Origin of the sequence: Nocardia barduliensis (genome assembly GCF_013315795.1) — a bacterium.
GTDB classification, from domain to species: domain Bacteria; phylum Actinomycetota; class Actinomycetes; order Mycobacteriales; family Mycobacteriaceae; genus Nocardia; species Nocardia barduliensis.
In genome coordinates this window covers 43,691-63,764 of the sequence record NZ_JABLTE010000027.1, presented here as the reverse complement: position 1 = coordinate 63,764, position 20,074 = coordinate 43,691, and the positions used below count along the sequence as shown (strand labels likewise).

The following is a 20,074-nucleotide window of genomic DNA, read 5'->3' as shown; positions in this document are numbered from 1 at the left end:
TTATCGCGGGTTGTCACCGATGACGGGCGGCACCGTCCCGGGCAGGTCGTCGAGCCCGGTGAGCTCGTCACCGTGTTCCTGCGTGATCAGGTAGTCGGGAATACCTCTGGAGGATTCCTCATCGGACTTGCCGCCGCGCGCACCGGGAACCATTCCGCCCGGCATGCCGCTCATACCGGCACGACCGGGCGAGGCGCCGGTACGCGCGGCAGCGGCCGGGGCCACGCCGGGGTTGTTCGATGTAGCTCGCGGAGGCACCGAGACGCCCGGCGCACCCGGACTAGCGGGACTTCCTGGAGTGCCCGGCGTGCCGAGATGTGGACTTCCGGGAGTGCCCGGAGTATTCGGCGCTCCGCTCGGACTGGGCGTCGTGGGGGCGGGCGTGGTCGAAGCCGGTGTGGTCGAATCGGGCGTAGTCGAGTCCTGCGTCGTGGACGACGGCTCAGTACTGGTCGACTTCGGTGCTTCCGAGGTGGTATCCGAGGGCTGATTGCTCGACGGGGTAGTCGGATCGTCAGTGGTATTCGTATCAGCAGGATTCGAGCTGGGCGACGAAGGTGTGCCCGACGGCGTACCGCTGCTGGACCCCCGAGGAGTTGTTCCGTTGTCGACGCCGCTCGCATCCGAGACAGGGTTCGGACGGGGAATCACGGGAACGTTCGTATCGGACTCCATCACCACCGGGGCGTAGACGGTGCGCAGCACCCGCAATGCCTCCGCCTTCGCGTTGTACTCGGCGACATCGTCGTTGCGCCATCCGCGCCCGGTCACCCAGGCGAGGGCATTGCCGACGCCACTGCGATGTTCCGGCGCATGCGGGACCAACTGCTTGGTGGGCTCCAACCCCGTCAACAATTCGGCCAACTTGCTGCTGGTCAGGCGGGCGGCGTTCGAGACCTGTGCGCCCTGGGCGGTGTAGTCGCCGACCGCACTCGCCGCGGCATTTCGCGCCTCGCCTCGCCACACACCGTCGTCGGTGGCTCGCGCCATCGCCTGCGTGAAGGTATCCAACGAGGTCTGGTGCCGTTCGGCGATGGTGTTCCACGCAGTCACAAGATCACCGACCGCCTCGAGATCGATTTGATCGACCTTTTGGCGCAACGTGGCGACGTCGTGCCTCTCGAACTCATCCGCGTCGAGGACTTCCCTCGGCCGGAACTCGCCCTGGAAACCGACACCGGCAGCCCGGCTGCGCACGCCGTCACGCTGCTGGTTGTACCTGTCCTGCACCGCCGCCGGATCGACATCGGGCTGCAACTCCTCACCCGAGATCCAGTTGGTGACATTGCGCAGCACAGTCGAACCCAGCTGCCCGTAGTCGGGAAAGCCCAAGCCGACAAAAGGGTTACCCATCAGCGCACCTGCTCAGCGGTACTCGCGATTTGCGTCGCGTTCTCGATGTCCTGCCCGGTGATGCGCTCGAACGAGATCGCCATGACCTCGCGCATGCTCTTCACGGTCTCGATGTGTTCGATGAGGATCTGCTCGATCGAGTTCGCGTCACCGGCCGCCTGCTTCAGGAACTTCCCGACCAGGTCGTCGGCCATCTTGAAGTCACCGAAGCCCGAGACGTTTCGAGTATTCGTCGCCAGCCTGCGCAACGCTTCGAGCTCAGCTATGCGCGAGTCACATGCTTGCGCGCAGAGAAGCGCGGCTTTCTGGTCGTCCAAGTACAGTTCTCCAGCTTTGGCTTGGCTTGCAAGCCCACTCCAGACCGATGCATTGTCCTCACCCATGCGTTCCTCCCAATTCAACGCGGTAGCGTGGGCACAATCGACTCACCGACGCGATAGAGCACCGTGCATGGATTCTCGAGATCGTCGCGACCTGCCCGGCCCAGGACCCTCAATTGCACAACCCCTTGGGTCGCCGGGAACAGAACGTCGCAATCAAGATTCTTGGACGCGCCTTCGACTCTGAATTGCCGGCCCTGTCGACCTGCGATCGTGACATCCTCGAAGTCGACGTTACCGGGCTTTCGCTCGAACTCCGACACGGTGCGCCTTGTCGAGAACACCGTGACGAAGTACTTGGGTCCGTCCCAGCTACAGATCTCCCAGCCGGACTGATGGACACCGGCGATACCGGACTCCTCGGTTTTCGGATCTACACCTGCCGCTCGCAACGCCTCGTCCGGAATCCCCGTGCACGGATTGAACAGAGCCTGTGCCGCAGTGGTACTCGAACCCGTCATGGGCGAGCCCTTCGTGGTGTCCCCACACCCGACGACTCCGGTGGCCAACGCACCCACGAGCAGTGTCAACATGATTCGACGACTCATCCCCACCCTCTCGAATCGCGACGATTCAGGTTCGCCAACGGTAGCAGACCCCCAACTGGTGAGCCCTGCCCGCGCTGATCCACAGGTGGCGTGAGTGTACGGGGCAGGACGCGGCCGGCAGTCAACCGAACGGTGCGCGCGGGGCTCACGACGTTCAGATGCAAAGGGTTTGGGGCCGCATCCAACTAGCACCGGTTCAGGCATGGCGCGTGGCGATTTCATCGGGCGTATCGATGCCAGCACCTTGGTTGCATCGGACCGGGGCGTGTCATAGCGCGCTGCACCTGACCGAGCAGCCCGAATCTCGGCGGCCACGGGAATCACGACCTATATAGACTGGGGCAGGGTCAACGTAATTCGCTCTCGCCTTCCTTGTCGTCTCGTGGCTCGCCGAATGGCCGTGGCGGTTTAACGCATTGTTCGAACAGAGCGGCGAGGCAGAAGATGAACATCAAATAGAACGGGGTTACCCATATCTCCCAGTTCTCGACCTTGCCCATCAATCCCCTCACCACCGCAACCGCTCCCGTTACCGCCACCGCCGCATACGCGGTGATGAAAGCACCCCGGACCGCCGCCCGTAGCCGTCCCTCAGGCGGCTGCCTTCGACTGACCACAATCGCGACCACCTGCACCGTCAGCGCGAACACGATCGCCCCGCGCTGCGCCGGCCCAACGCCCACCATATCGCCCACCACGGTGCATACGAGCGCCCATCCGATCACGGTGGGCGGAGTGGCCGCAACGATGAGGCCGAACAACCGGACCCCTTGCTCCCACATCGCCACCCGCCTACGCCTGGCCTCGTTCAGCTCAGCCGCCACTTGGATTCGCCATCCCCCTCTACTGATGCGTCAGCCGGTGTTCAGCCAACCTGATCGGTAGTATTCGCGATCTGGGTCGCGTTCTCGATATCCTGCCCGGTGATGCGCTTGAACGAGATCGCCATGACCTCGCGCATGTTCTTCACGGTTTCGATGTGTTCGTGGATGACCTGGTCGATCGAGTGAGACTCTCCCATGGCCTGTTTGAGGAACTTTTTGGTCAAGTCACCGGCCATTGCGAAATCGCCGAATCCCGAGACGTTCTGAGCACCTTGCGCCGAAAAGAGGAGTCGATCCAGATCCGCGATTCGCTCATCGCATGCCTTTGCGCATAGGTATGCAGCATTTGCGTCATCGAGGTACAACTCACCCGCATGAGCCTGCCCGGCTAGTGTCTTCCAGGTCGCCGCGTCGGCTTCGCTCACGAAATCCCTCCCAATCAAAGCGGAAATACAGGCACCAAGGAATTGCCAGCGTGAGACAATGTTGCGCAAGGATCCTCAGGGCTGCCGATCGAGGCTTTATTGGAAACCCGAAGCTGGATCACTCCCTGACCCATCGAGAAAAGGACATCGCAAAGCAGATTCTTCGATGCGCCCTCGACCTTGAACTGTCGCCCTGCACGACCAGCGACTGTTACGTCGCGAAATTCGACGTTCCCGGGCTTCTTCTCGAACTCCGACACCGTACGTCCAGTAGAGAAAACCGAGATGAAGTACCGGGACCCTTCCCAATTGCAGATTTCCCAGCCAGACTGAGGCACTCCGGCAACACCGACCTCCTCGGTTGCAGGGTCGACTCCAGCAGCCCGCAATGCCTCGTCCGGAATCCCCGTGCACGGGTTGAACAAAGCTTGTGCGGCGGTGCTGCCGGAACTCGTTGTAGGCGATCCGTTCGTGGGGTCCCCACACCCGACGACTCCGGTCGCCAACGTACCCACGAGCAGTGTCAGCATGATTCGACGACTCATCCCCACCCTCTCGACCCTGTGACGACGGCTCAGGTGCGCCAACACTAGCAGAAGACCTGGTGGTATCCCTCTGGCGACGGGCGGGCTCCGGTCTGACGGTAGGTGGGCTCATGCGTTGTACTGTCACAGGTTTGGGGTCGGGCCTAGGGTGGCAGTGCGGTAACGAACTGAACGAGAGCCAGGACATACGACTGAGTTCGTCGGATGATCGAAGGAGCTGTAATCATGAAGTTCGGCAAGATCGCGGCCGGCGCGGCGCTCGCCGCCGCCGTCGTCTCTGTTGCTCCCGCCGTCGCCTCCGCTGAGGATCCGGAGTTTCCACGCAACGGCGTTATCCCGGCCGGGACCTATCACATCGGCCGTGGCCCCTCCAATATCGTCGGGTCTCCTATCGAGAACTGCGACCTGCAAGTCTTTCCGGATGGCCGGTCGGTGACGCTGGTCTGCGGGGCCTCGAGCCGGGGCGGACATCAGACGCCGGTCGGCCCGGACGAGACCTACGTGACGTTCGACTACATACCCTTCGGGCTGGACCTGCGTGACATCGACCCTCGCCAGGGGCTTTGGACCGGAACGGTGAACATCGCCGGGACCCCGATCATCGCTCCGTACCCGCTGGCATCGGTCTGGCTCAGCCGTCGGTGAACCGGGCGCGCCCGGAATGGGGCGATCCGGCGCCACTCCGATAGACGACTACGGTCCGGCCTGCGCTGTGCAGCCGAGGTTCGGGCCGTAGTCGTAGCAGCTGACGCGGTCGGGCGAATCAGCGTGGCAGGTCGAACGCGCCATCTGTGACACACGCGGTGAAGGCGTCCCACCCGCCGGACGTGAAGATCAACGCCGGGCCGGTCGGGTTCTTCGAGTCGCGGACACCGACCTGGCCAGCGGCGAGCCATGCGACTTCCACACATGCTTCCCCACCACCGCTATGGCTTGCCTTGAACCATTGGGCGCTGGATAGATCGCCGGTCACCGCTCACATCTCCTTGCCATGGTCCTCAACAGATCTCTCGAGGGCTGCTCTTGTAGAGCAGCGCCACGAAGTGCTTCGAAAATTGTTCGGAAGCGGGCTACATCGTCGTGCTCCTCAAAAATCATTGTGCCCACCGCTCCTTCGGTGTAGGCGACAGACGGCTCATCACGTAGAAAATCGAGGATGATATAGGGCGGTATCGCAGATCCGGCTGGAAAGCCCGCGCTGAACGGCACGATTCGGATCGATATATTGTCCCGTGTACTCAAGTCTGCAAGGTGGCGATGTTGCAGAGCCATAGTCCGATCGGAGCCGACCACAGTACGTAAGACCGCCTCGTGCAGCAGGAACTCCGCTTGCACCGGCCTATGTCGGCGCGTGAGTATCGTGGATCGTTTCATTCGCAGAGCTACCCGCCTCTCCACCTCGTCCGGCGTGCTACTCGGCGGATAGGCTTCCACGTTCCGTGCGTAGTCGGCGGTCTGCAGTAACCCAGGGATGACGAGCGACTGGAAGAAGTGAAGTTGCGTGGCTGCTGCCTCCAACTGGAGATACGTATTGAACCCCGGTCGGATCAGACTGCGGTAGTCCTGCCACCAGACCTTTGTATTCGACTGACTGATCAGCGATTTCAGATACTCGATCCGATTCTCCGGTAGCCCGTAGTACTCGCAGATGAACTCCACATCCCGAACTTTGACCTTCTCGTTCTGCCCGAGTTCCAGCCGCCCCAGCGTGGACCGGCTGATCTCCAGGACTTCGGCTACCTGCTCGAGCGTGTAGCCGTTGGCCTGGCGCGCGTCGCGCAGTGCGCGGCCCAGCTGGCGACGCGGCAGCGTCGTCCGGCTGATGTCCGACCTGGTACCCACCATTCCGCTGTGTCCTCCCCTGCTTTCCCACGGTGTGACCTGCTTTTTCCCACGGCGAGAATCGACGTGTGCCCAACTCGGGAGGCGTTCGGCGCGGACGCGCCCGTTGCGCCGCCCCGGCCGTTTTCGAGCCTCCCGTCGTGGGCACGCTGCGCAGCATATGCGCATGGCCGAAGAACACGGAACAGAAATCGAATCCGTATCGAACTCCGCAGCAGCGCAACGAGATGCGTGCGGGCACGGTCCGGCGGCGGCGGGGTCGCCGGAACCGCCGCGAGGGTGAAGCGGTTGCACCGAACCACGATCGGAGCCGTACAGACCGGCTGGTGGGTAGTCGGAACTCGCATAGAGATCGTCTACTTGCGCGACGCCGCCGACCCCACGCCTGCCTACCGGCTGCGCAACAACGGCGACACCGTGCCGATTCCATTGGGACAGAGCGGCTTCGTCGCGTTCGACGAGCGCGCATTTCCGGATCTGGCGCAGGTTCGCGAATGGTACCCACGCCACTTCCGGCTATGGGACGCGGTGCGCGCCCAGTTCTGGGAGGTGTTGCTACCCGCGAGCGGGGCACGCAACACGAATTTCTCAGAACGATCACCGCGCAGATGAATTCACCTGACCTCATCCACGGCCTGAGCAAGGCCACAACCGAAGAGAAGAATGTCGAAGCGACGCAATCGACCGCGGCACGAGTCGCGGAAACCGACCAATTCCACCATTCGATACCCGTCGCGGGCGACGATCGACACGATACTCACGGCGATGATGGCCGAACGCCGCGCAGATGCCGCCGACGCCGACACCGTTCACTTCTGGGGATTCGCCCGCACCGAGAACTCCGCCGCGCAGGACGCCGCCCACACCCCAATAGTTCTCGATCCCCACGCCGAACGCTCCCCCGTCCTGGATTCGGCCGAATGGCTGATCCGGAGGTTCGCGGGCCGCATGTGGGGGTTCGGGCTGGCCTACCTGACGGTGGGCGAGATGTTCACCGGCGCCGAGGGCGTCCCCCCGGACGCGATACAGGCCGCGGCGACGGGCCGCATGAGCGAACGCGTCACCGCCGACACCATGTGCGCGGCAACGATCTTCGACGCCCGAGCACGCGCCTACACCGCGCTGACGTACCTCCACCTGCCCGAACTCGGGGCGACGCCCACTTGGGTGAAGGACACCCGACGATCCGTCGACACCTGGATCACCCTCTTCGACCAGCGTGCCGTCGCAGCGCATGTGTGGGCGGCGGCGATAACGCTGGACCCACACGCCAACCACGCCGCCATAGCTCGACTACGGTCGCACTGATGCCTTCGGTCCCGGACGGTCCGATGCCGCGGGGGAGGAACCGTCAGACCCTCGCGGTGTCGTTGGACGGCGGCCTGACCACACCGACCAGCGATCTCGCGTTTCCGTCATACGTGTTGGATTGCAACCGATCGCTGGAATTTCCTTCGATGGTGGTGATCTTGCCGGTGTTGGGATCCACGGATTTCACGATTCCCACATGGTCGGGAGTTCCGTCACCCTCCCAGTCGAAAATGATCATGTCCCCTTCTTTGGCACTCGCGATATTCCCCGCCAACCCCATGTGCTTGGCGTCGTTCCAGATGGAGGGCACGTAGTTCGGGTTGGTCCAGTCGACGTTGTAGCCGGCCTGCTCCCACGTCCAGGTGGAGAAAGCGGCGCACCACGCGTCATTGATGTTGTACGGGGCCTTGTACCACTTGCCATCCGGGCCGCGGAACATCGGGACATTGTTGCCGCCCCTTTCGGTGACACCGAGCGCCAGTTGTTCCTCGGCCTTCGCGAGGATGTCGTTCCGAGTTCCGTTCCCTTGGGTCCAGCTGGCATTGCTCGCGGTCGGCGCCCACGGAGCCCGGGACCCGGCATCGGGCGCGTTGCCATAGGGATTGCGCGGCAGATCCGGCATCATCTCGTAGATATTGCCCGCGTTTCTTCGCATGCCGCTGTCGGCGTCCTCGATCGTGCTGTGCACACGGTCCACGCCCTCCAAGATCAGCTGCAACAACCGGTTCTCTTCGGCGGGGGTCAGATGCAGGTTGCCATCGGGCAGCCTGGTGAGCTGGTGCTCACCGGGTTCGCGACCGAGCTCGGCTTTGAGCCCGGCCACGATTCCTTCGACATCCTGGAACGCCTTGTTCGAGGTGTCGAAGCTCGCGATGGCGCGTTCGTTCACGCCGCTGTTCTGTGCTCGCAGTTTCGACGCCTTGTCCAGGATCGCACCGCGCTTGTCGTCGTATTTGCCGGTCAGCACCGATGATCCCGGATCGAGTGTCTGGGCCCCGTCCTTGGTGAGCTCACGGCCGTCCGCGCTCAGCAGTTTCTGATCTGCCAGCCAAGCGATCATGTCCGGCTGTCCGCCGTCCCAACCGGACGCGAACAGCAGCACCGCATTCTGCATGTACGCGTTCGCGGCGTCCACGACCGCATTGAGACCGCCGCTGGCATACTTCGGATGCGGAAGGTCTTCGAGATCTATATCCGCGAGGGTTGTCATGCCTGCCCTCCACCCGGCGCGGTCCACGCGGCCGACATCCGCGGGACAACAAACAACATCCGTAACCTCTCTCGGCGAGAGTCTGCTGGCGCATGCGGCACACATGCACTACCGCGAGTATCGGGCATTCCCGACATTGGCAACTCACGCGCCGACGTCGCGAGCGCCCTCGGCGACAAACCGCTGGGCGATCCCGTATTCGACGCCCGGTCGCTCCTCTAGGGTGAGCGGATTCGCTGCGACGCGTTGCCAGCGGAACGCGCAAGGCCGCCGGTGGCAGTGCTTGCCGCGTCGGGCTCCGCGAAAGCCCGTACGCAGACTCAGAGAGTCAGGCGCACCATGTCCGCCGTGCGCGCCAGGCCGGGGAACGCCTGAGGGGTGGACCTCGGATGCAGCGCGTGCACGGCGAGCCGGAACATGACCGCGCGCAACAACATCTGCGGCCACTCCGGGAGGTCGGCCCAGCGTTCGATCAACCCGTCGTCCGCGCCGCCCCAGGCCAGCGCGTCCACCACGATCACGCCGGCCGCCCAGGGCGCAGGCCGCCAGTACGGGGTGATGTCGGTGAGACCAGGGATCTGCCCGCCCGCGAACAAGACGGTGCCGAACAGGTCGCCGTGCACCAGCTGCGGCGGCGTCTGCACGGGTTTGCGGAGGGTAGCCAGTTGGCCGATCAATTCCAGGCTGCGCCGCCCGTCCGGTGATGTCGACAGGGCCGCGCCACCCGCGCGCAGGCTGCGCAACGGCACCGGCTCCCAGGCGGCGCGATCGGCGGCGACGAACACATCGATGTCCACCCACGGCACCACCGGCGGCTGCGCGAGGAAACGCGGCCGCTCCAGATTCGCCGTCGCCTGGTGCAGGCGCAGCGAGACGGAGACCACCTCGTCGTGCCGCGGTTCGGGAGCGCCATCCAAGTAGGTGTCCGCTCGCCAGCCGGACACCACGTAGCGGCCGTCGGTCGCCCGCACCGGCCGGGCCAGCCGCAGGCCGTCCACCTTCAACGTCTCCCGGGTCTTGGCCGACCACGCGGCGCGCGCGTGGTCGGCGACCGGACTGAGCACCACGTCACCGAAACGCCAGCCGCCTTCCCAGTCGCCGAGCGAAACCGGGGTCACTTCGCGCAGACCGAACGTGGCACGCACGTGCTCGGGAGGTTCCACAGAAGTCACGGCCGTACGGTACGTGGTGTCTGTTTCGGCGCGCCTCCGGCGCGCCGTGTTCGGCTCAGTACACCGGCAGCGACTTGTCCACCTGGTTGGCCCAGGCGATCACGCCGCCTTGCAAGTGGGTGGCGTCGGAGAAACCCGCGCGTTTGAGCGCGGCCAGGGCCTCGGCCGAACGCACGCCGGTCTTGCAGTGCAGCACGATCGGGCGGTTCTGCGGCAGCTCGGCCAGCGCCTCGCCGGACAGGATGCGGTCCTTCGGGATCAACCTGGCGCCCTCGATGTGCACGATGTCCCACTCGACCGGCTCGCGCACGTCGATCAGCTCGATCGGCTTGCCCGACGCCAGCAGCTCCTCGAGCTCGCGCGCGGTGATGGTCGACCCGGCCGCGGCCGCCTGACCCTCGTCGGACACCACGCCGCAGAACGCCTCGTAGTCGATCAGCTCGGTGATCGGCTGACGCTCCGGGTCGCGGCGCAGCTTGATGGTCCGGTAGTTCATGTCCAGTGCGTCGTACACCATCAGCCGACCGAGCAGCGGCTCGCCGATGCCGGTGATCAGCTTGATCGCCTCGGTCACCATCACCGATCCGATCGAGGCGCACAGCACGCCGAGCACGCCGCCCTCGGCGCAGGACGGGACCATGCCGGGCGGCGGGGCCTCCGGGTACAGGTCGCGGTAGTTGATGCCGCGTCCGTCCGGCGCGTCCTCCCAGAACACCGAGACCTGGCCTTCGAAGCGGTAGATCGAGCCCCAGACATACGGCTTGCCCGCCAGCACCGCTGCGTCGTTGACCAGGTAGCGGGTGGCGAAGTTGTCGGTGCCGTCGACGATCAGGTCGTACTCGCCGAACAGCTCGACCGCGTTCTCCGGTTCCAACCGGATCTTGTGCAACCGGACATCGATGCCGGAGTTGATCTCCAGGATCGAATCGCGCGCACTGTCGGCCTTCGGGCGGCCGATGTCGGACTCCCCGTGGATGATCTGACGCTGCAGGTTGGAGGCGTCGACCTCGTCGAACTCGACGATGCCGAGCGTGCCGACGCCCGCGGCGGCCAGATACAGCAGGGCGGGCGAGCCGAGGCCACCGGCTCCGATCACCAGCACCTTGGCGTTCTTCAGACGTTTCTGCCCGTCCACGCCGAGATCGGGGATGATCAGGTGTCGGCTGTAGCGGGCTACCTCATCCCTGGTCAGCTCCGCGGCCGGCTCGACAAGTGGCGGCAGGGACTTGGGTGATGACACGTCCAGGACTCCTCGAATCGCTTGGCCGATCGCTGCGGCGGCATTGCGCCCTTTGCGGGCTGGTCAACACTGCAACACCGACGACCGGACCGTTCTTCCCCGCCATCGTTCCGCATCACCGACGCCCGCGACAACCGCCCTACCCGCGCGGGTAGGGCCAGGGGTTGAACCGGCAGCGCTTGCCGTCCATCGGGACCACGCCGTGCGGATCGAGGGCGGCGATGTCGTTGTTCTCGGTGCCGAAGGTCTGCTGCATCATCACCGGCGCCAGCCCGCCGTCGGTCTCGCACGGCTGATGCTGGTGGTAGCCGATGGCGTGGCCGACCTCGTGATTGATCAGATACTGCCGATAGGACCCGATATCGCCCTCGAAGGCGAGCGCGCCGCGCACCCAGCGGACTTCGGAGAGCACCACGCGGCGGCTGTCGGCGTTGTAGCAGGAGGTGTCGATCGGGATGTCGAAGCCGCATTCCTTGCGGCTGGAACCGCGTGAGGTGAGCGAGATGCGGAACTCCGCGTCGCCCTGGTCGACCCTGCGGAAAGCGAACTTGGGGTCGTGCGCCCAGCTCTTCGGATTGGCGAGGGTGGAGTCGATCATCTTGGCGACGGCCTCGTCACCGCCGAGGCCGGAGGTGTCCACGCCGTTCTCGATCTCCACGGTGTAGCGGAAGACCGTGCCGGTTCCTGCGCCGACCTGGGCGGTCGTGCCGGGCACCACGCGCCAGGCGCCACCGCCGGTCTCGGCGAAAGCGCCGCCTTCGGGCAGTGCCCCGGCGGGCAGATCGGTGGGAAAGCGCCCGTCACCGGGCGGAGCGCCGATCACGCCCGCGGTCGCGGTGACCGGGCTGAGCCGGCCGAGCCCCGGGTCCGGGCCCGCGGCGCTGCGAGGGTCGGTCGCGCGGATCGCGTCGACGGCGACCAAGACGGTGATCGCGACCAGGACGGGAAGGGCGTATGCCCGCCAACCGTAGGTCGAGACGAATCTGCCGAGCGCGCTCTGTTTCTTGGCGTCCCGCTCCGGCCGCCCCCTGGCTCTGCCTTCGTCCGGTGCGGTGGGGTCCCAGCTGGCGCGCAGCGGTTGGTGGGACCGGTCGGCCCGGTGCGAATAGAGACCGAGCGGGTCGTAGACCTCCACTTCGTCCCGCTCCGGTTGCTGATCCGCTTCGGGCGGCGGGGCAGCGTCTTCGGACGCTTCGACGTGCTTGCGCTTACTCGTCCCCCGGCGACCAGGGGATCCGCCGCCTGTCCCGGACCGCTCGGCTGCGCCCGTTCGAGCCGCACCGCTGGTTCGCGCCTCTGGCCAGGTTCTCGCCATGGGGTCCGACCCTACGGAACCGGGCGCGCCGGAGCCAGCCGGGCGGCGCGCACCACGCCGCCCGCCGGGTGGTCGGTCCGGGGGGTCGGTCACGCGCACCAGAGTCTCACAGCGGCGGATCCCCACTCACGGGCACATCGGCGGCGCGGTCGGTGCGACAATGCTCTGCGGGTGGCACGAGTTGCCCGGCCCCGATCCGCGGGCGGGCGACAACCGGGTATCGTTCATGGGATAACCCGGTGCACACCCCTTTTGCCGGGGAATCGACTGGGAGAGCCGAAATGACTGACCTCGTGGACCGGATGACGTCCCGTAGATCGTCGTCCGAGGCCATGGCACCCGCCAAACGCGGTACCCGGCTTCCACGCGACGAGCGACGTCAACAGCTACTCGCGGCGGCAAGCGAAGTCTTCGTGCAGCGCGGCTACCACGCCGCGGGCATGGACGAGATCTCGCAATGCGCGGGCGTGAGCAAGCCGGTGCTGTACCAGCACTTCAGCAGCAAACTGGAGCTCTACCTCGCGGTGCTGCAGAACTACGTCGACATGCTGGTGTCCAGCGTCCGTCAGGCGCTGCGCTCCACCACCAGCAACAAGCAGCGCGTCCGCGCGGCGGTGCAGGCGTACTTCGACTTCGTGGACAACGAGATGCAGGGTTTCCGGCTGGTCTTCGAGTCCGACCTGACCAGCGAACCGCAGGTCCAGCGCCGGGTCGAGCAGGCCACCGAGGCGTGCGTGGACGCGGTCTTCGACCTGGTGGCCCACGACTCGGGCCTCGACCCCTACCGGGCCCGCATCCTGGCCGTCGGTCTGGTCGGCGCGAGCCAGTTCACCGCGCGGTACTGGCTGGAGGCCGATCGGCCGATCCCGAAGGAAGAGGCGGTCGACACCACCGTCTCGCTCGCCTGGGGCGGCCTGAAGCACGTGCCGCTGCACCCGATCGACTGAACTGGTACCACGACGAACGAGCCCCTGTCCCCGAGCGATCGGGGGCAGGGGCTCGCTGCGTGTGCGGCCGGGGCCGGGATCAGACGGCGGCGAAACCGACGCGACCGCCGGTGGTCGAGCCGATCTCGACGTAGGCGACCTTCGCCGCCTGGATCAGGAACTTGCGGCCCTTCTCGTCGGAGAGCGACAAGACCCCGCCGTCGCTGCCGAACGCACCGGACACCAGCGCCTCGACCTCGTCCTGGGTCTGCGCGCTGTTGATCACCAGCTCGCGCGGGCTATCCGAAATACCGATCTTGACCTCCACGGCCAACCTCCGAACCTGAGAGTCCTGTGCTGTCGAGTCCAGGCTAGTGCTGTGCCGCCTCGCCGAGTATTCAGGCCGTACCAGTGAGTGCCGCGGCAGTCCGTTCAGGGCTTACGTTGGGGGGCACGTGGGTTTCGGGCGTGCCCGGTGAGTTACCCATGTACCTGCTAGATCAGTTGGGGCGTTTCTTTTCGGATTGGTTGGGCGAACGGTGTTCGCTTGTCGCGAACACCGTCTGGGTGGGGCTTACTTGGGCTCGATGAGCTGGATCTCGAGTTCGATTTTCACCGTGTCGCTGAGCATGCCGGGCATGGCGCCGCCGACGCCGAAGTCGGTGCGCTTGATGGTGCCGGTGGCGGAGAAGCCGGCGTGCCGGTCGCCGGTGGGGCCGAAGTCCTGGACGCCGCCCCACTCGACATCCAAGGTGACCGGCTTGGTGATGGTGCCGAGGGTGGCCTCGCCCTGGACCTCGAAGGTCTCGGCGACGACGACCGGATGGGTGGCGCGGAAGGTGAGCGTGGGGCGATTGGCGACGTCGAGGAAGTCGGCGGTGCGGATGTGCGCGTCACGGTCGGGGTTGCCGGTGTCGAAGGAGTCGAGGTAGATCGTCGCGCCGATGGTGGCCGCGCCCGATTCGTCGACCACGAATTCGGTCTCGAACCGGGTGAACCCGCCACGCACCTTGGCGATGCCGAGATGGCGAACGGTGAAGGCGACCGAGGAGTGCGCGGCGTCGAGTGCCCACGATCCGGATTTCAGCGTGGTGGATTCCGAGGTAGATGTCATACCTCCGACAATGACCGGACCGCGGTCCGGTAGCCAGACCGCCGTTATCCTGGACCTGACAGGGCGCGGATAACCGTGCCCGGACCGGGCACGATGGGACGCATGGCTCGTAACGGATTCGCGGAGTTCCTCATCGCGCGGCGCGCCGAATTGCGGCCGTCGGATATCGGCATGCCCGAGGGTGGACGCCGCCGGACCCCGGGTCTGCGGCGGGAAGAAGTCGCCGTCCGCGCGGGAGTGAGCGCCGACTACCTGGCCCGGCTGGAGCAGGGGCGCGACACCAACCCGTCGGTCGCGGTGATCGAGGCCTTGGCCGACGCGCTGCTGCTGCGCGGCGACGATCGCCAGTACTTCAGCATGCTCGCGCTCGCCTCGGGCAACGAAGGCCGTTGCCCGGGGAACGAGTCCGCCGAGGAACAGGTGGCTCCGACGATCGAGACGATCCTGCGCGCCTTGCAGCCGACGCCGGCCTTCGTCGTCGGCCGCAGGCTGAACGTGCTGGGCTGGAACCAGGCGTGGGCCGATTTCGTCGCCCCGCTGGGTCTGCTGGACGAGCCGCAACCCAACCTCGCCTGGTACACCTTCACGCACCCCGCGGCGCGGCGCGTGCTGCGCAACTGGGAGCAGGCCGCCGACACTTTCACCGCCGCGCTCTGCCGCGCCAAACTGCACTGGCCGGGCGACGATTCGCTGCTGGAGACGATCGAAGCGCTGCGCGCCCTCCCGGATTTCGCGCAGCGCTGGAAACCACATCGAGTCGGTACGTCCGCCTCGGGCACGCTGCACCTGGACCATCCCGTGCACGGCATGGTCGAAGTACCGTTCGAGACGCTGGAGGCCGACCGCGATCAGAGCGTGGTGATCTGGCTGGCCGAGCGGGCGAGTATCCACGCGCCCGGATTGCGGCTGGTGCCCAACCGCGCGGCCAACGAGTAACCGCTCAGATGCCGAGTACCGCCATGCGCTCGGCGTGACTGTCCTGCATCCGCTCGATCAGCGCCGCGATGCCGTTGAGATCGCCGGTGGCGGTGAGCACCAGATCGGTGAGTTCGTCGCGCTGCGCCATGACGTATTGGGCCTGCGTGATCGCCTCACCGAGCAGTCGCCTGCCCCAGAGCGTGAGCCGGTCGCGTTCGGAGCGACTCTCGGTGACCGCCCGGCGCACCTCCTCGACGACGAACTCCGAGTGGCGGGTCTCGGCGAGCACGTCACGGACCACCGCGGCGACATCGGGAGTCAGCGCGCCCGCGATCTCGGTGTAGAAGTCCGCCGCGATGCCGTCACCGACATAGAACTTCACCATCGACTCGAGCCACGTCGACGGGTCGGTGGAGGTGTGATAGTCGTCCAGTGCGCGCACGAACGGCGCCATGGCGTCGAAGACCTCGGCGCCGCGCGCGGCGAGGGCGGCCTCGAGCGTCTTGAAATGCTCCATCTCCGCCGCGGCCATCTTCGCGACCGCCACCTTCCCGCGCAGGGTCGGCGACAGCTTGGCCTCCTCGGCCAGCCGGTAGAACGCGGAGATCTCGCCGTAGGCCAGCACCGCGAAAAGATCGGTGACGCCGGGATGGCTCGCGGGGATGGAGAGGTTTGCTGGGTCGGTCGACGAAACACCTAACGCGGCAGGTGACTGTGCTCCCATGCGCCCCAGCGTAATACTCGGCGGGGTTCACGCGGTTTCGGCCAGGAACTTCTCCAGATAACTCCATGTCGTGTCCCGTGCGGTCGGGGCGGCCAGGATGCCCAGGTGGCTGCCCGGCGCGGTCTCGTAGCGGACGGTCGCCGCTCCGGTGAGCACACGGGCGCCCGCCGCCACGGCGGGGGCCGGGGTGATCACGTCGGAGGGGCCGCCGACCAGCAGGACCGGCGCGGTCACCCGCGCCAGCTCGATGCGGCGTCCGCCCAGCACGACGACACCGCGACCGATGTCGTTGGCGAGGATGAACCGGCCCCACAGCTGGCCGTAGAAACGCCCCGGGTACCCGGGCATCTCGGCCATGAACCGATCGATCGTCTCCATCTTCGCCAGCGCCTCGGTGCGCGCGATATTGCTCGCGACGAACCACGGCCGGGTCAGTTCGCGATCCCATGCGGTGACCTTGTAGCCGATTCGAGTCAGTGTCGCAGGAACGCCACCTGCCGCCCGGACCACGGTCGAGGTGGCCCGGCCGCCGGTGAGTTTCGCGACGGCGCGCAGCTGCGGAACGCCGGTCATCAGGTCGTAGTCCAGCGGCGAGCCGACGGCCGTGATCGACCGGATGGGCAGCTCGGGGTGCGCCGCCGCGGTCAGCAGGGCCAGCGTGCCGCCGAGCGACCAGCCGACCAGATCGACCGCCTGTCCGTCGCGATCGGCGCTGGTGCGCAGCACGGCCTCGGGCAGGATGTCATCGATCCAGTCCTCGAAGCCCATCCTGCGGTCGCCGAAGGTGATCTCCCCGTAGTCGATGACGTACGGGCTGCGGCCGATCTCCAGCAGGAACCGCGCCAGGCTCTGATCGGGCCGCAGGTCGAAACAGGTGGCGGGCGCGGCCAGCGGCGGGACCAGCAAGACGGCCGAATCCGCTTTCGCGACCTCCCCGTTCGCTCGCTCGAACCGCCGCAGCTGCCGGTGCGGCTGGTCCCACAGAACCGTCGATGCGGTCGGGTCCGGCGCCTCGATGCCGGAGCCGAAGGTCAATGCCCACGCGTTGCGCGCGGCGAGGGTGACAGTGTCGGCAAGGCTCACGCGGAAAAGAGTCTCATATGTCGGTACCGCCGGTAACAGGCAACTCCCCGGCGGCGCTACCGTGGCCCCATGCCCACCGGATTGAGCGGCGGAACCACCGTCTCCTGCACGCCGCGCACCAGCGGCGCGAGCGACGCGGTCAACTCGGTGATCGCGTCGGCCGACAGCACCGCCAGCGCTCCGGTCCACGCCGCCTCGTCGGTCTCGGCCTCCACCGCGGCCAGCAAGTCCGCGCCGCTGCTGGTGAGCATCGGCGTCCCCGGCTCTCCCCTGACCACGCCCCGGGCGCGCAACTCGTCGAAGGCGGCCGCCCATTCCGCTTCCGACACCCCGCGCGCGGGCCGCATCACCGATTCCGGCGCCTTGCCCGCGGCCACCTGCGCGACCAGCGCCTGACGTCCGCTCAGGCCGTGGGTGACCAAGGCGGCGACATGGCCGTCGCCCCGATGCTCGCGCAGCGACGTGGTCAACTGCCACAGCGCGGCCACCGGATCGGCGGACAGCGGCAGGGCGGCGTTCGCCGCGAACAGGGGCCGCCCGGTCGGATCGGCCGCACGCTGGACCGGCGCCAGCAACTCGACCGCGCGGCCACACACCGCGTCGCCCGCGCCGACGCCGCGCAGCAGTCCGGTGGCCAAGTCGAGCCGGGCGGCCAGACAGCTTTGCGGTGTCGCCCGCTCCCACGCCTCCGGCAGCGCGCGACGCACCATGTCGGGGTGGAATCCGGCGAAGGTCGCCAGCACCGTCGCGGGGGTCACCGCACCCAGTGGCGCGGCGCGAAATGCGAAGTAGGTCTGCCAGTAGCCGCGCAAGCCGATCCCGACGCCCGCCTCCTTGACGCCGGTTCCGAAATAGACGACATCGTGTAGCGGTTCGAGCGTCGCCCAGATTTGCCGCGCCGGATGAATTCCCATGTGGCGCAGCGTACGTCGCGGCCGGGCGCGGCGAAAGGACACCGCGGTTCGGCGGATTTCCGATAGCGCGCCGCGGTGGCAATTCGAGCGACGCACAATATCACGCTACAATCTCCTCGGACAACGAAAAGTTCCGCTCGACAGAGTTGCCGGACGTCGCGCTCACGCACACCGCGGGGACGCCGCTACGACCGCCGACCGGTCTCGAGTGCGAAGTTTCGTTGGACAGGAAAATGTGCGCGCACCAAATCCGCGTCACCAGTGCGCCGCGCCGATGTTTTGCGAGGTAGCCGCCGCTTTTCGCGGCAGGCGCCCGACATCCGGAGCGTGGCCGGGTGGAGTATCGCCTGCGGAGTCGTGGTCGTCGTGGACCGCCCGGTCCGCCCCACCTCGTGCGCGCGGGACGTGATTACGAGGAAGGCACGAACCCTGAGCAAGATCACAGTCGATCAGGAACCAGGTCTGGCGGAGACGCTGTTGACGGCCGAACTGGACGCAACGCATACCCCCCCGACTTTCGCCGAATTGGGCGTGCGCGCGGAAATCGTCCGCGCGCTCGGCGAGATCGGAATCGAACGTACTTTCGCCATTCAAGAACTCACCCTGCCGCTGGCGCTGGCCGGTGAGGATCTCATCGGTCAGGCCCGCACCGGCATGGGCAAAACCTTCGGATTCGGCGTGCCGCTGCTGCACCGGATCGCGACCGCGGACACCGGCACCACGCCGCTGGACGGCACACCGCGAGCGCTGGTCATCGTGCCGACGCGCGAGCTGTGCATCCAGGTCACCAAGGATCTGGAGAACGCGAGCAAGTACCTGACCAACCACAAGGGTCCGCTGCGCGTCGCGTCGATCTACGGCGGCCGCCCCTACGAGGCGCAGATCGCGGCGCTGCGCTCGGGTGTCGACGTGGTGGTCGGCACGCCAGGCCGACTACTGGACCTGGCCGACCAGCAGCATTTGATCCTCGGCAAGATCGGCGTGCTCGTGCTGGACGAGGCCGACGAGATGCTCGATCTGGGCTTCCTCCCGGACATCGAGCGCATCCTCGGCATGGTCCCGGACAAGCGCCAGACCATGCTGTTCTCGGCGACCATGCCAGGGCCGATCATCACCTTGGCACGCACCTTCCTCACCCGCCCCACGCATATCCGGGCCGAGGAGCCGCACGATTCCGCGGTGCACGACCGCACCGCGCAGTTCGTCTACCGCGCCCACGCCCTGGACAAGAGCGAGCTGATCGCGCGCATCCTGCAGGCCGAGAGCCGAGGCGCCACGATGATCTTCACGCGCACCAAGCGCACGGCGCAGAAGGTGGCCGACGATCTCGCCGAGCGCGGGTTCGCGGTCGGCGCGGTGCACGGCGACCTGGGACAGATCGCCAGGGAGAAAGCGCTGACCAAGTTCCGCAAGGGCGCCATCGACGTGCTGGTCGCGACCGATGTCGCGGCGCGCGGCATCGACATCGACGACGTCACCCACGTCATCAACTACCAGTGCCCGGAGGACGAGAAGACCTACGTGCACCGGATCGGGCGGACCGGCCGGGCCGGACGCACCGGCGTCGCGGTGACGCTGATCGACTGGGACGAACTCAACCGCTGGTCGGCGATCGACACCGCGCTCGGGCTCGGCATCCCCGAGCCGGTCGAGACGTACTCGCGTTCGCCGCACCTGTACGCGGATCTCGGCATTCCCGAGGGCGTGACCGGTGTGATCCGTCAGGCGAAACCGGAACGGGACCCCGAGGCGGTGGTGGTCGAACGCCCGGCCCGCGCCCCGCGCAAGCGCAACCGCAGGCGCACCCGCGCCGGTCAGCCGATCGACGGCACACCGAACGTCGCCGACGCGGACGACAGCGAGTCGACCGCAGGCGCGGAGGCCACGCCCGCTCAGCAGGCGGAAGCCGAGGGCGACGCGGCCGACAAGCCCGCCCGCCGCAGGCGCAGGCGGCGCAAGTCGACCGACAGCGCCGCTGGCGACGAGTCGAGCGCCGATGCCTCGGACGACGACGTCACCTCGGACGAGACCGTCACCTCGGACGAGACCGTCACCTCGGATGAGACCGTCGGGTCGGACGAGACCGTCGGGTCGGACGAGACCGGCACGGCCGATCGGCCCGCTCGCCGTCGGCGCAGGCGCCGCCGTTCCGGCGAGGGCGACGCCGCGGCCGAGGACACCGGGAGCGCGGCCGAGCCCGCGGCAGCAGCGTCGGCCTGATCGCCCGGAT

23 protein-coding genes are annotated in these 20,074 nt (G+C 66.8%); 6 read left to right on the top strand and 17 right to left on the bottom strand.

Features of this window, described 5'->3' with window-relative positions; translation table 11 throughout:
- From HOV91_RS14325 to HOV91_RS14300, 6 genes are all read right to left on the bottom strand, one after another.
- Positions 1-1,353 carry a hypothetical protein gene (locus tag HOV91_RS14325; protein WP_174185872.1) on the bottom strand — a complete coding sequence of 451 codons (1,353 nt, stop codon included), beginning with the start codon at positions 1,351-1,353 and terminating at the stop codon, positions 1-3.
- A complete protein-coding gene (locus tag HOV91_RS14320) occupies positions 1,353-1,736 on the bottom strand; it encodes a hypothetical protein (RefSeq protein WP_174185871.1) in 384 nt (127 codons plus the stop codon). Before HOV91_RS14320 ends, HOV91_RS14325 begins: the two co-directional genes overlap by 1 nt.
- 14 nt (positions 1,737-1,750) lie before the next feature.
- On the bottom strand, positions 1,751-2,266 hold the full coding sequence (locus HOV91_RS14315; RefSeq protein WP_246350085.1) for a DUF3558 domain-containing protein: 516 nt from the start codon (positions 2,264-2,266) through the stop codon (positions 1,751-1,753).
- A gap of 362 nt (positions 2,267-2,628) precedes the next feature.
- Positions 2,629-3,069 (bottom strand): hypothetical protein, encoded by a 441-nt coding sequence (locus HOV91_RS14310; protein ID WP_174185869.1) that lies wholly within the window; start codon positions 3,067-3,069, stop codon positions 2,629-2,631.
- Between the two features lie 77 nt (positions 3,070-3,146).
- Positions 3,147-3,530 carry a hypothetical protein gene (locus tag HOV91_RS14305; RefSeq protein WP_174185868.1) on the bottom strand — a complete coding sequence of 128 codons (384 nt, stop codon included), beginning with the start codon at positions 3,528-3,530 and terminating at the stop codon, positions 3,147-3,149.
- A gap of 14 nt (positions 3,531-3,544) precedes the next feature.
- Entirely contained in the window at positions 3,545-4,060 is a 516-nt protein-coding gene (locus HOV91_RS14300; protein ID WP_174185867.1) for a DUF3558 domain-containing protein, read from the bottom strand.
- A 240-nt stretch (positions 4,061-4,300) separates the two neighbouring features.
- Between HOV91_RS14300 and HOV91_RS14295 the strand changes: the two genes are divergently transcribed.
- The gene (locus HOV91_RS14295) at positions 4,301-4,720 is read left to right on the top strand and encodes a hypothetical protein (protein ID WP_174185866.1); all 420 of its coding nucleotides are present in this window, start codon (positions 4,301-4,303) and stop codon (positions 4,718-4,720) included.
- A gap of 118 nt (positions 4,721-4,838) precedes the next feature.
- On the opposite strand, the gene HOV91_RS14290 is transcribed toward HOV91_RS14295, so the two are convergent.
- Both HOV91_RS14290 and HOV91_RS14285 read right to left on the bottom strand, forming a co-directional pair.
- Positions 4,839-5,048, bottom strand: coding sequence for a DUF397 domain-containing protein (locus HOV91_RS14290; protein ID WP_174185865.1), 210 nt, complete (start codon positions 5,046-5,048; stop codon positions 4,839-4,841).
- Positions 5,045-5,920, bottom strand: a complete 876-nt coding sequence (locus HOV91_RS14285; protein WP_174185864.1) for a helix-turn-helix domain-containing protein — start codon at positions 5,918-5,920, stop codon at positions 5,045-5,047. The genes HOV91_RS14290 and HOV91_RS14285 overlap by 4 nt, the downstream gene beginning before the upstream one ends.
- Before the next feature lie 357 nt (positions 5,921-6,277).
- Here HOV91_RS14285 and HOV91_RS14280 point away from each other — a divergent pair, with 357 nt between their 5' ends.
- A complete protein-coding gene (locus HOV91_RS14280; RefSeq protein ID WP_174185863.1) occupies positions 6,278-6,529 on the top strand; it encodes a hypothetical protein in 252 nt (83 codons plus the stop codon).
- A gap of 153 nt (positions 6,530-6,682) precedes the next feature.
- Positions 6,683-7,225, top strand: a complete 543-nt coding sequence (locus HOV91_RS14275; protein ID WP_174185862.1) for a hypothetical protein — start codon at positions 6,683-6,685, stop codon at positions 7,223-7,225.
- A 43-nt stretch (positions 7,226-7,268) separates the two neighbouring features.
- Here HOV91_RS14275 and HOV91_RS14270 read toward each other — a convergent pair whose 3' ends face one another.
- The 4 genes from HOV91_RS14270 to HOV91_RS14255 all read right to left on the bottom strand — a co-directional run bounded on the left by HOV91_RS14270 (position 7,269) and on the right by HOV91_RS14255 (position 11,985).
- Positions 7,269-8,438 carry a CHAP domain-containing protein gene (locus HOV91_RS14270; protein WP_217440349.1) on the bottom strand — a complete coding sequence of 390 codons (1,170 nt, stop codon included), beginning with the start codon at positions 8,436-8,438 and terminating at the stop codon, positions 7,269-7,271.
- Positions 8,439-8,758: 320 nt separating this feature from the next.
- Positions 8,759-9,610 (bottom strand): TIGR02569 family protein, encoded by an 852-nt coding sequence (locus HOV91_RS14265; RefSeq protein WP_043696695.1) that lies wholly within the window; start codon positions 9,608-9,610, stop codon positions 8,759-8,761.
- 55 nt (positions 9,611-9,665) lie between these two features.
- Positions 9,666-10,850: an adenylyltransferase/sulfurtransferase MoeZ gene (moeZ, locus tag HOV91_RS14260; protein ID WP_174185860.1), complete on the bottom strand. Its 1,185-nt coding sequence runs from the start codon at positions 10,848-10,850 to the stop codon at positions 9,666-9,668.
- A gap of 139 nt (positions 10,851-10,989) precedes the next feature.
- Positions 10,990-11,985 (bottom strand): DUF3152 domain-containing protein, encoded by a 996-nt coding sequence (locus HOV91_RS14255; protein WP_312884611.1) that lies wholly within the window; start codon positions 11,983-11,985, stop codon positions 10,990-10,992.
- Between the two features lie 461 nt (positions 11,986-12,446).
- Between HOV91_RS14255 and fasR the strand changes: the two genes are divergently transcribed.
- Positions 12,447-13,112 carry an HTH-type transcriptional activator FasR gene (gene fasR, locus HOV91_RS14250; RefSeq protein ID WP_040869167.1) on the top strand — a complete coding sequence of 222 codons (666 nt, stop codon included), beginning with the start codon at positions 12,447-12,449 and terminating at the stop codon, positions 13,110-13,112.
- Positions 13,113-13,191: 79 nt separating this feature from the next.
- Here the strand turns inward: fasR and HOV91_RS14245 are convergent, their stop codons facing one another.
- Both HOV91_RS14245 and HOV91_RS14240 read right to left on the bottom strand, forming a co-directional pair.
- Entirely contained in the window at positions 13,192-13,419 is a 228-nt protein-coding gene (locus HOV91_RS14245) for a DUF3107 domain-containing protein (RefSeq protein ID WP_043730757.1), read from the bottom strand.
- 246 nt (positions 13,420-13,665) lie between these two features.
- On the bottom strand, positions 13,666-14,205 hold the full coding sequence (locus HOV91_RS14240) for a YceI family protein (RefSeq protein WP_174185858.1): 540 nt from the start codon (positions 14,203-14,205) through the stop codon (positions 13,666-13,668).
- 102 nt (positions 14,206-14,307) lie between these two features.
- On the opposite strand from HOV91_RS14240, the gene HOV91_RS14235 reads away from it, so the two are divergent.
- Positions 14,308-15,141, top strand: a complete 834-nt coding sequence (locus HOV91_RS14235; RefSeq protein ID WP_174185857.1) for a helix-turn-helix transcriptional regulator — start codon at positions 14,308-14,310, stop codon at positions 15,139-15,141.
- Positions 15,142-15,145: 4 nt separating this feature from the next.
- On the opposite strand, the gene HOV91_RS14230 is transcribed toward HOV91_RS14235, so the two are convergent.
- The 3 genes from HOV91_RS14230 to HOV91_RS14220 are packed head-to-tail and all read right to left on the bottom strand — an operon-like array spanning position 15,146 to position 17,844.
- On the bottom strand, positions 15,146-15,847 hold the full coding sequence (locus tag HOV91_RS14230) for a ferritin-like fold-containing protein (RefSeq protein WP_174185856.1): 702 nt from the start codon (positions 15,845-15,847) through the stop codon (positions 15,146-15,148).
- Between the two features lie 27 nt (positions 15,848-15,874).
- Positions 15,875-16,930: an alpha/beta fold hydrolase gene (locus tag HOV91_RS14225; RefSeq protein ID WP_174185855.1), complete on the bottom strand. Its 1,056-nt coding sequence runs from the start codon at positions 16,928-16,930 to the stop codon at positions 15,875-15,877.
- 56 nt (positions 16,931-16,986) lie between these two features.
- Positions 16,987-17,844 carry an SCO6745 family protein gene (locus HOV91_RS14220; RefSeq protein WP_174185854.1) on the bottom strand — a complete coding sequence of 286 codons (858 nt, stop codon included), beginning with the start codon at positions 17,842-17,844 and terminating at the stop codon, positions 16,987-16,989.
- A 408-nt stretch (positions 17,845-18,252) separates the two neighbouring features.
- On the opposite strand from HOV91_RS14220, the gene HOV91_RS14215 reads away from it, so the two are divergent.
- Complete coding sequence (locus HOV91_RS14215) at positions 18,253-20,064, top strand: DEAD/DEAH box helicase (RefSeq protein ID WP_312884613.1); 1,812 nt, start codon at positions 18,253-18,255, stop codon at positions 20,062-20,064.
- The last annotated feature ends 10 nt before the right edge of the window (positions 20,065-20,074 follow it).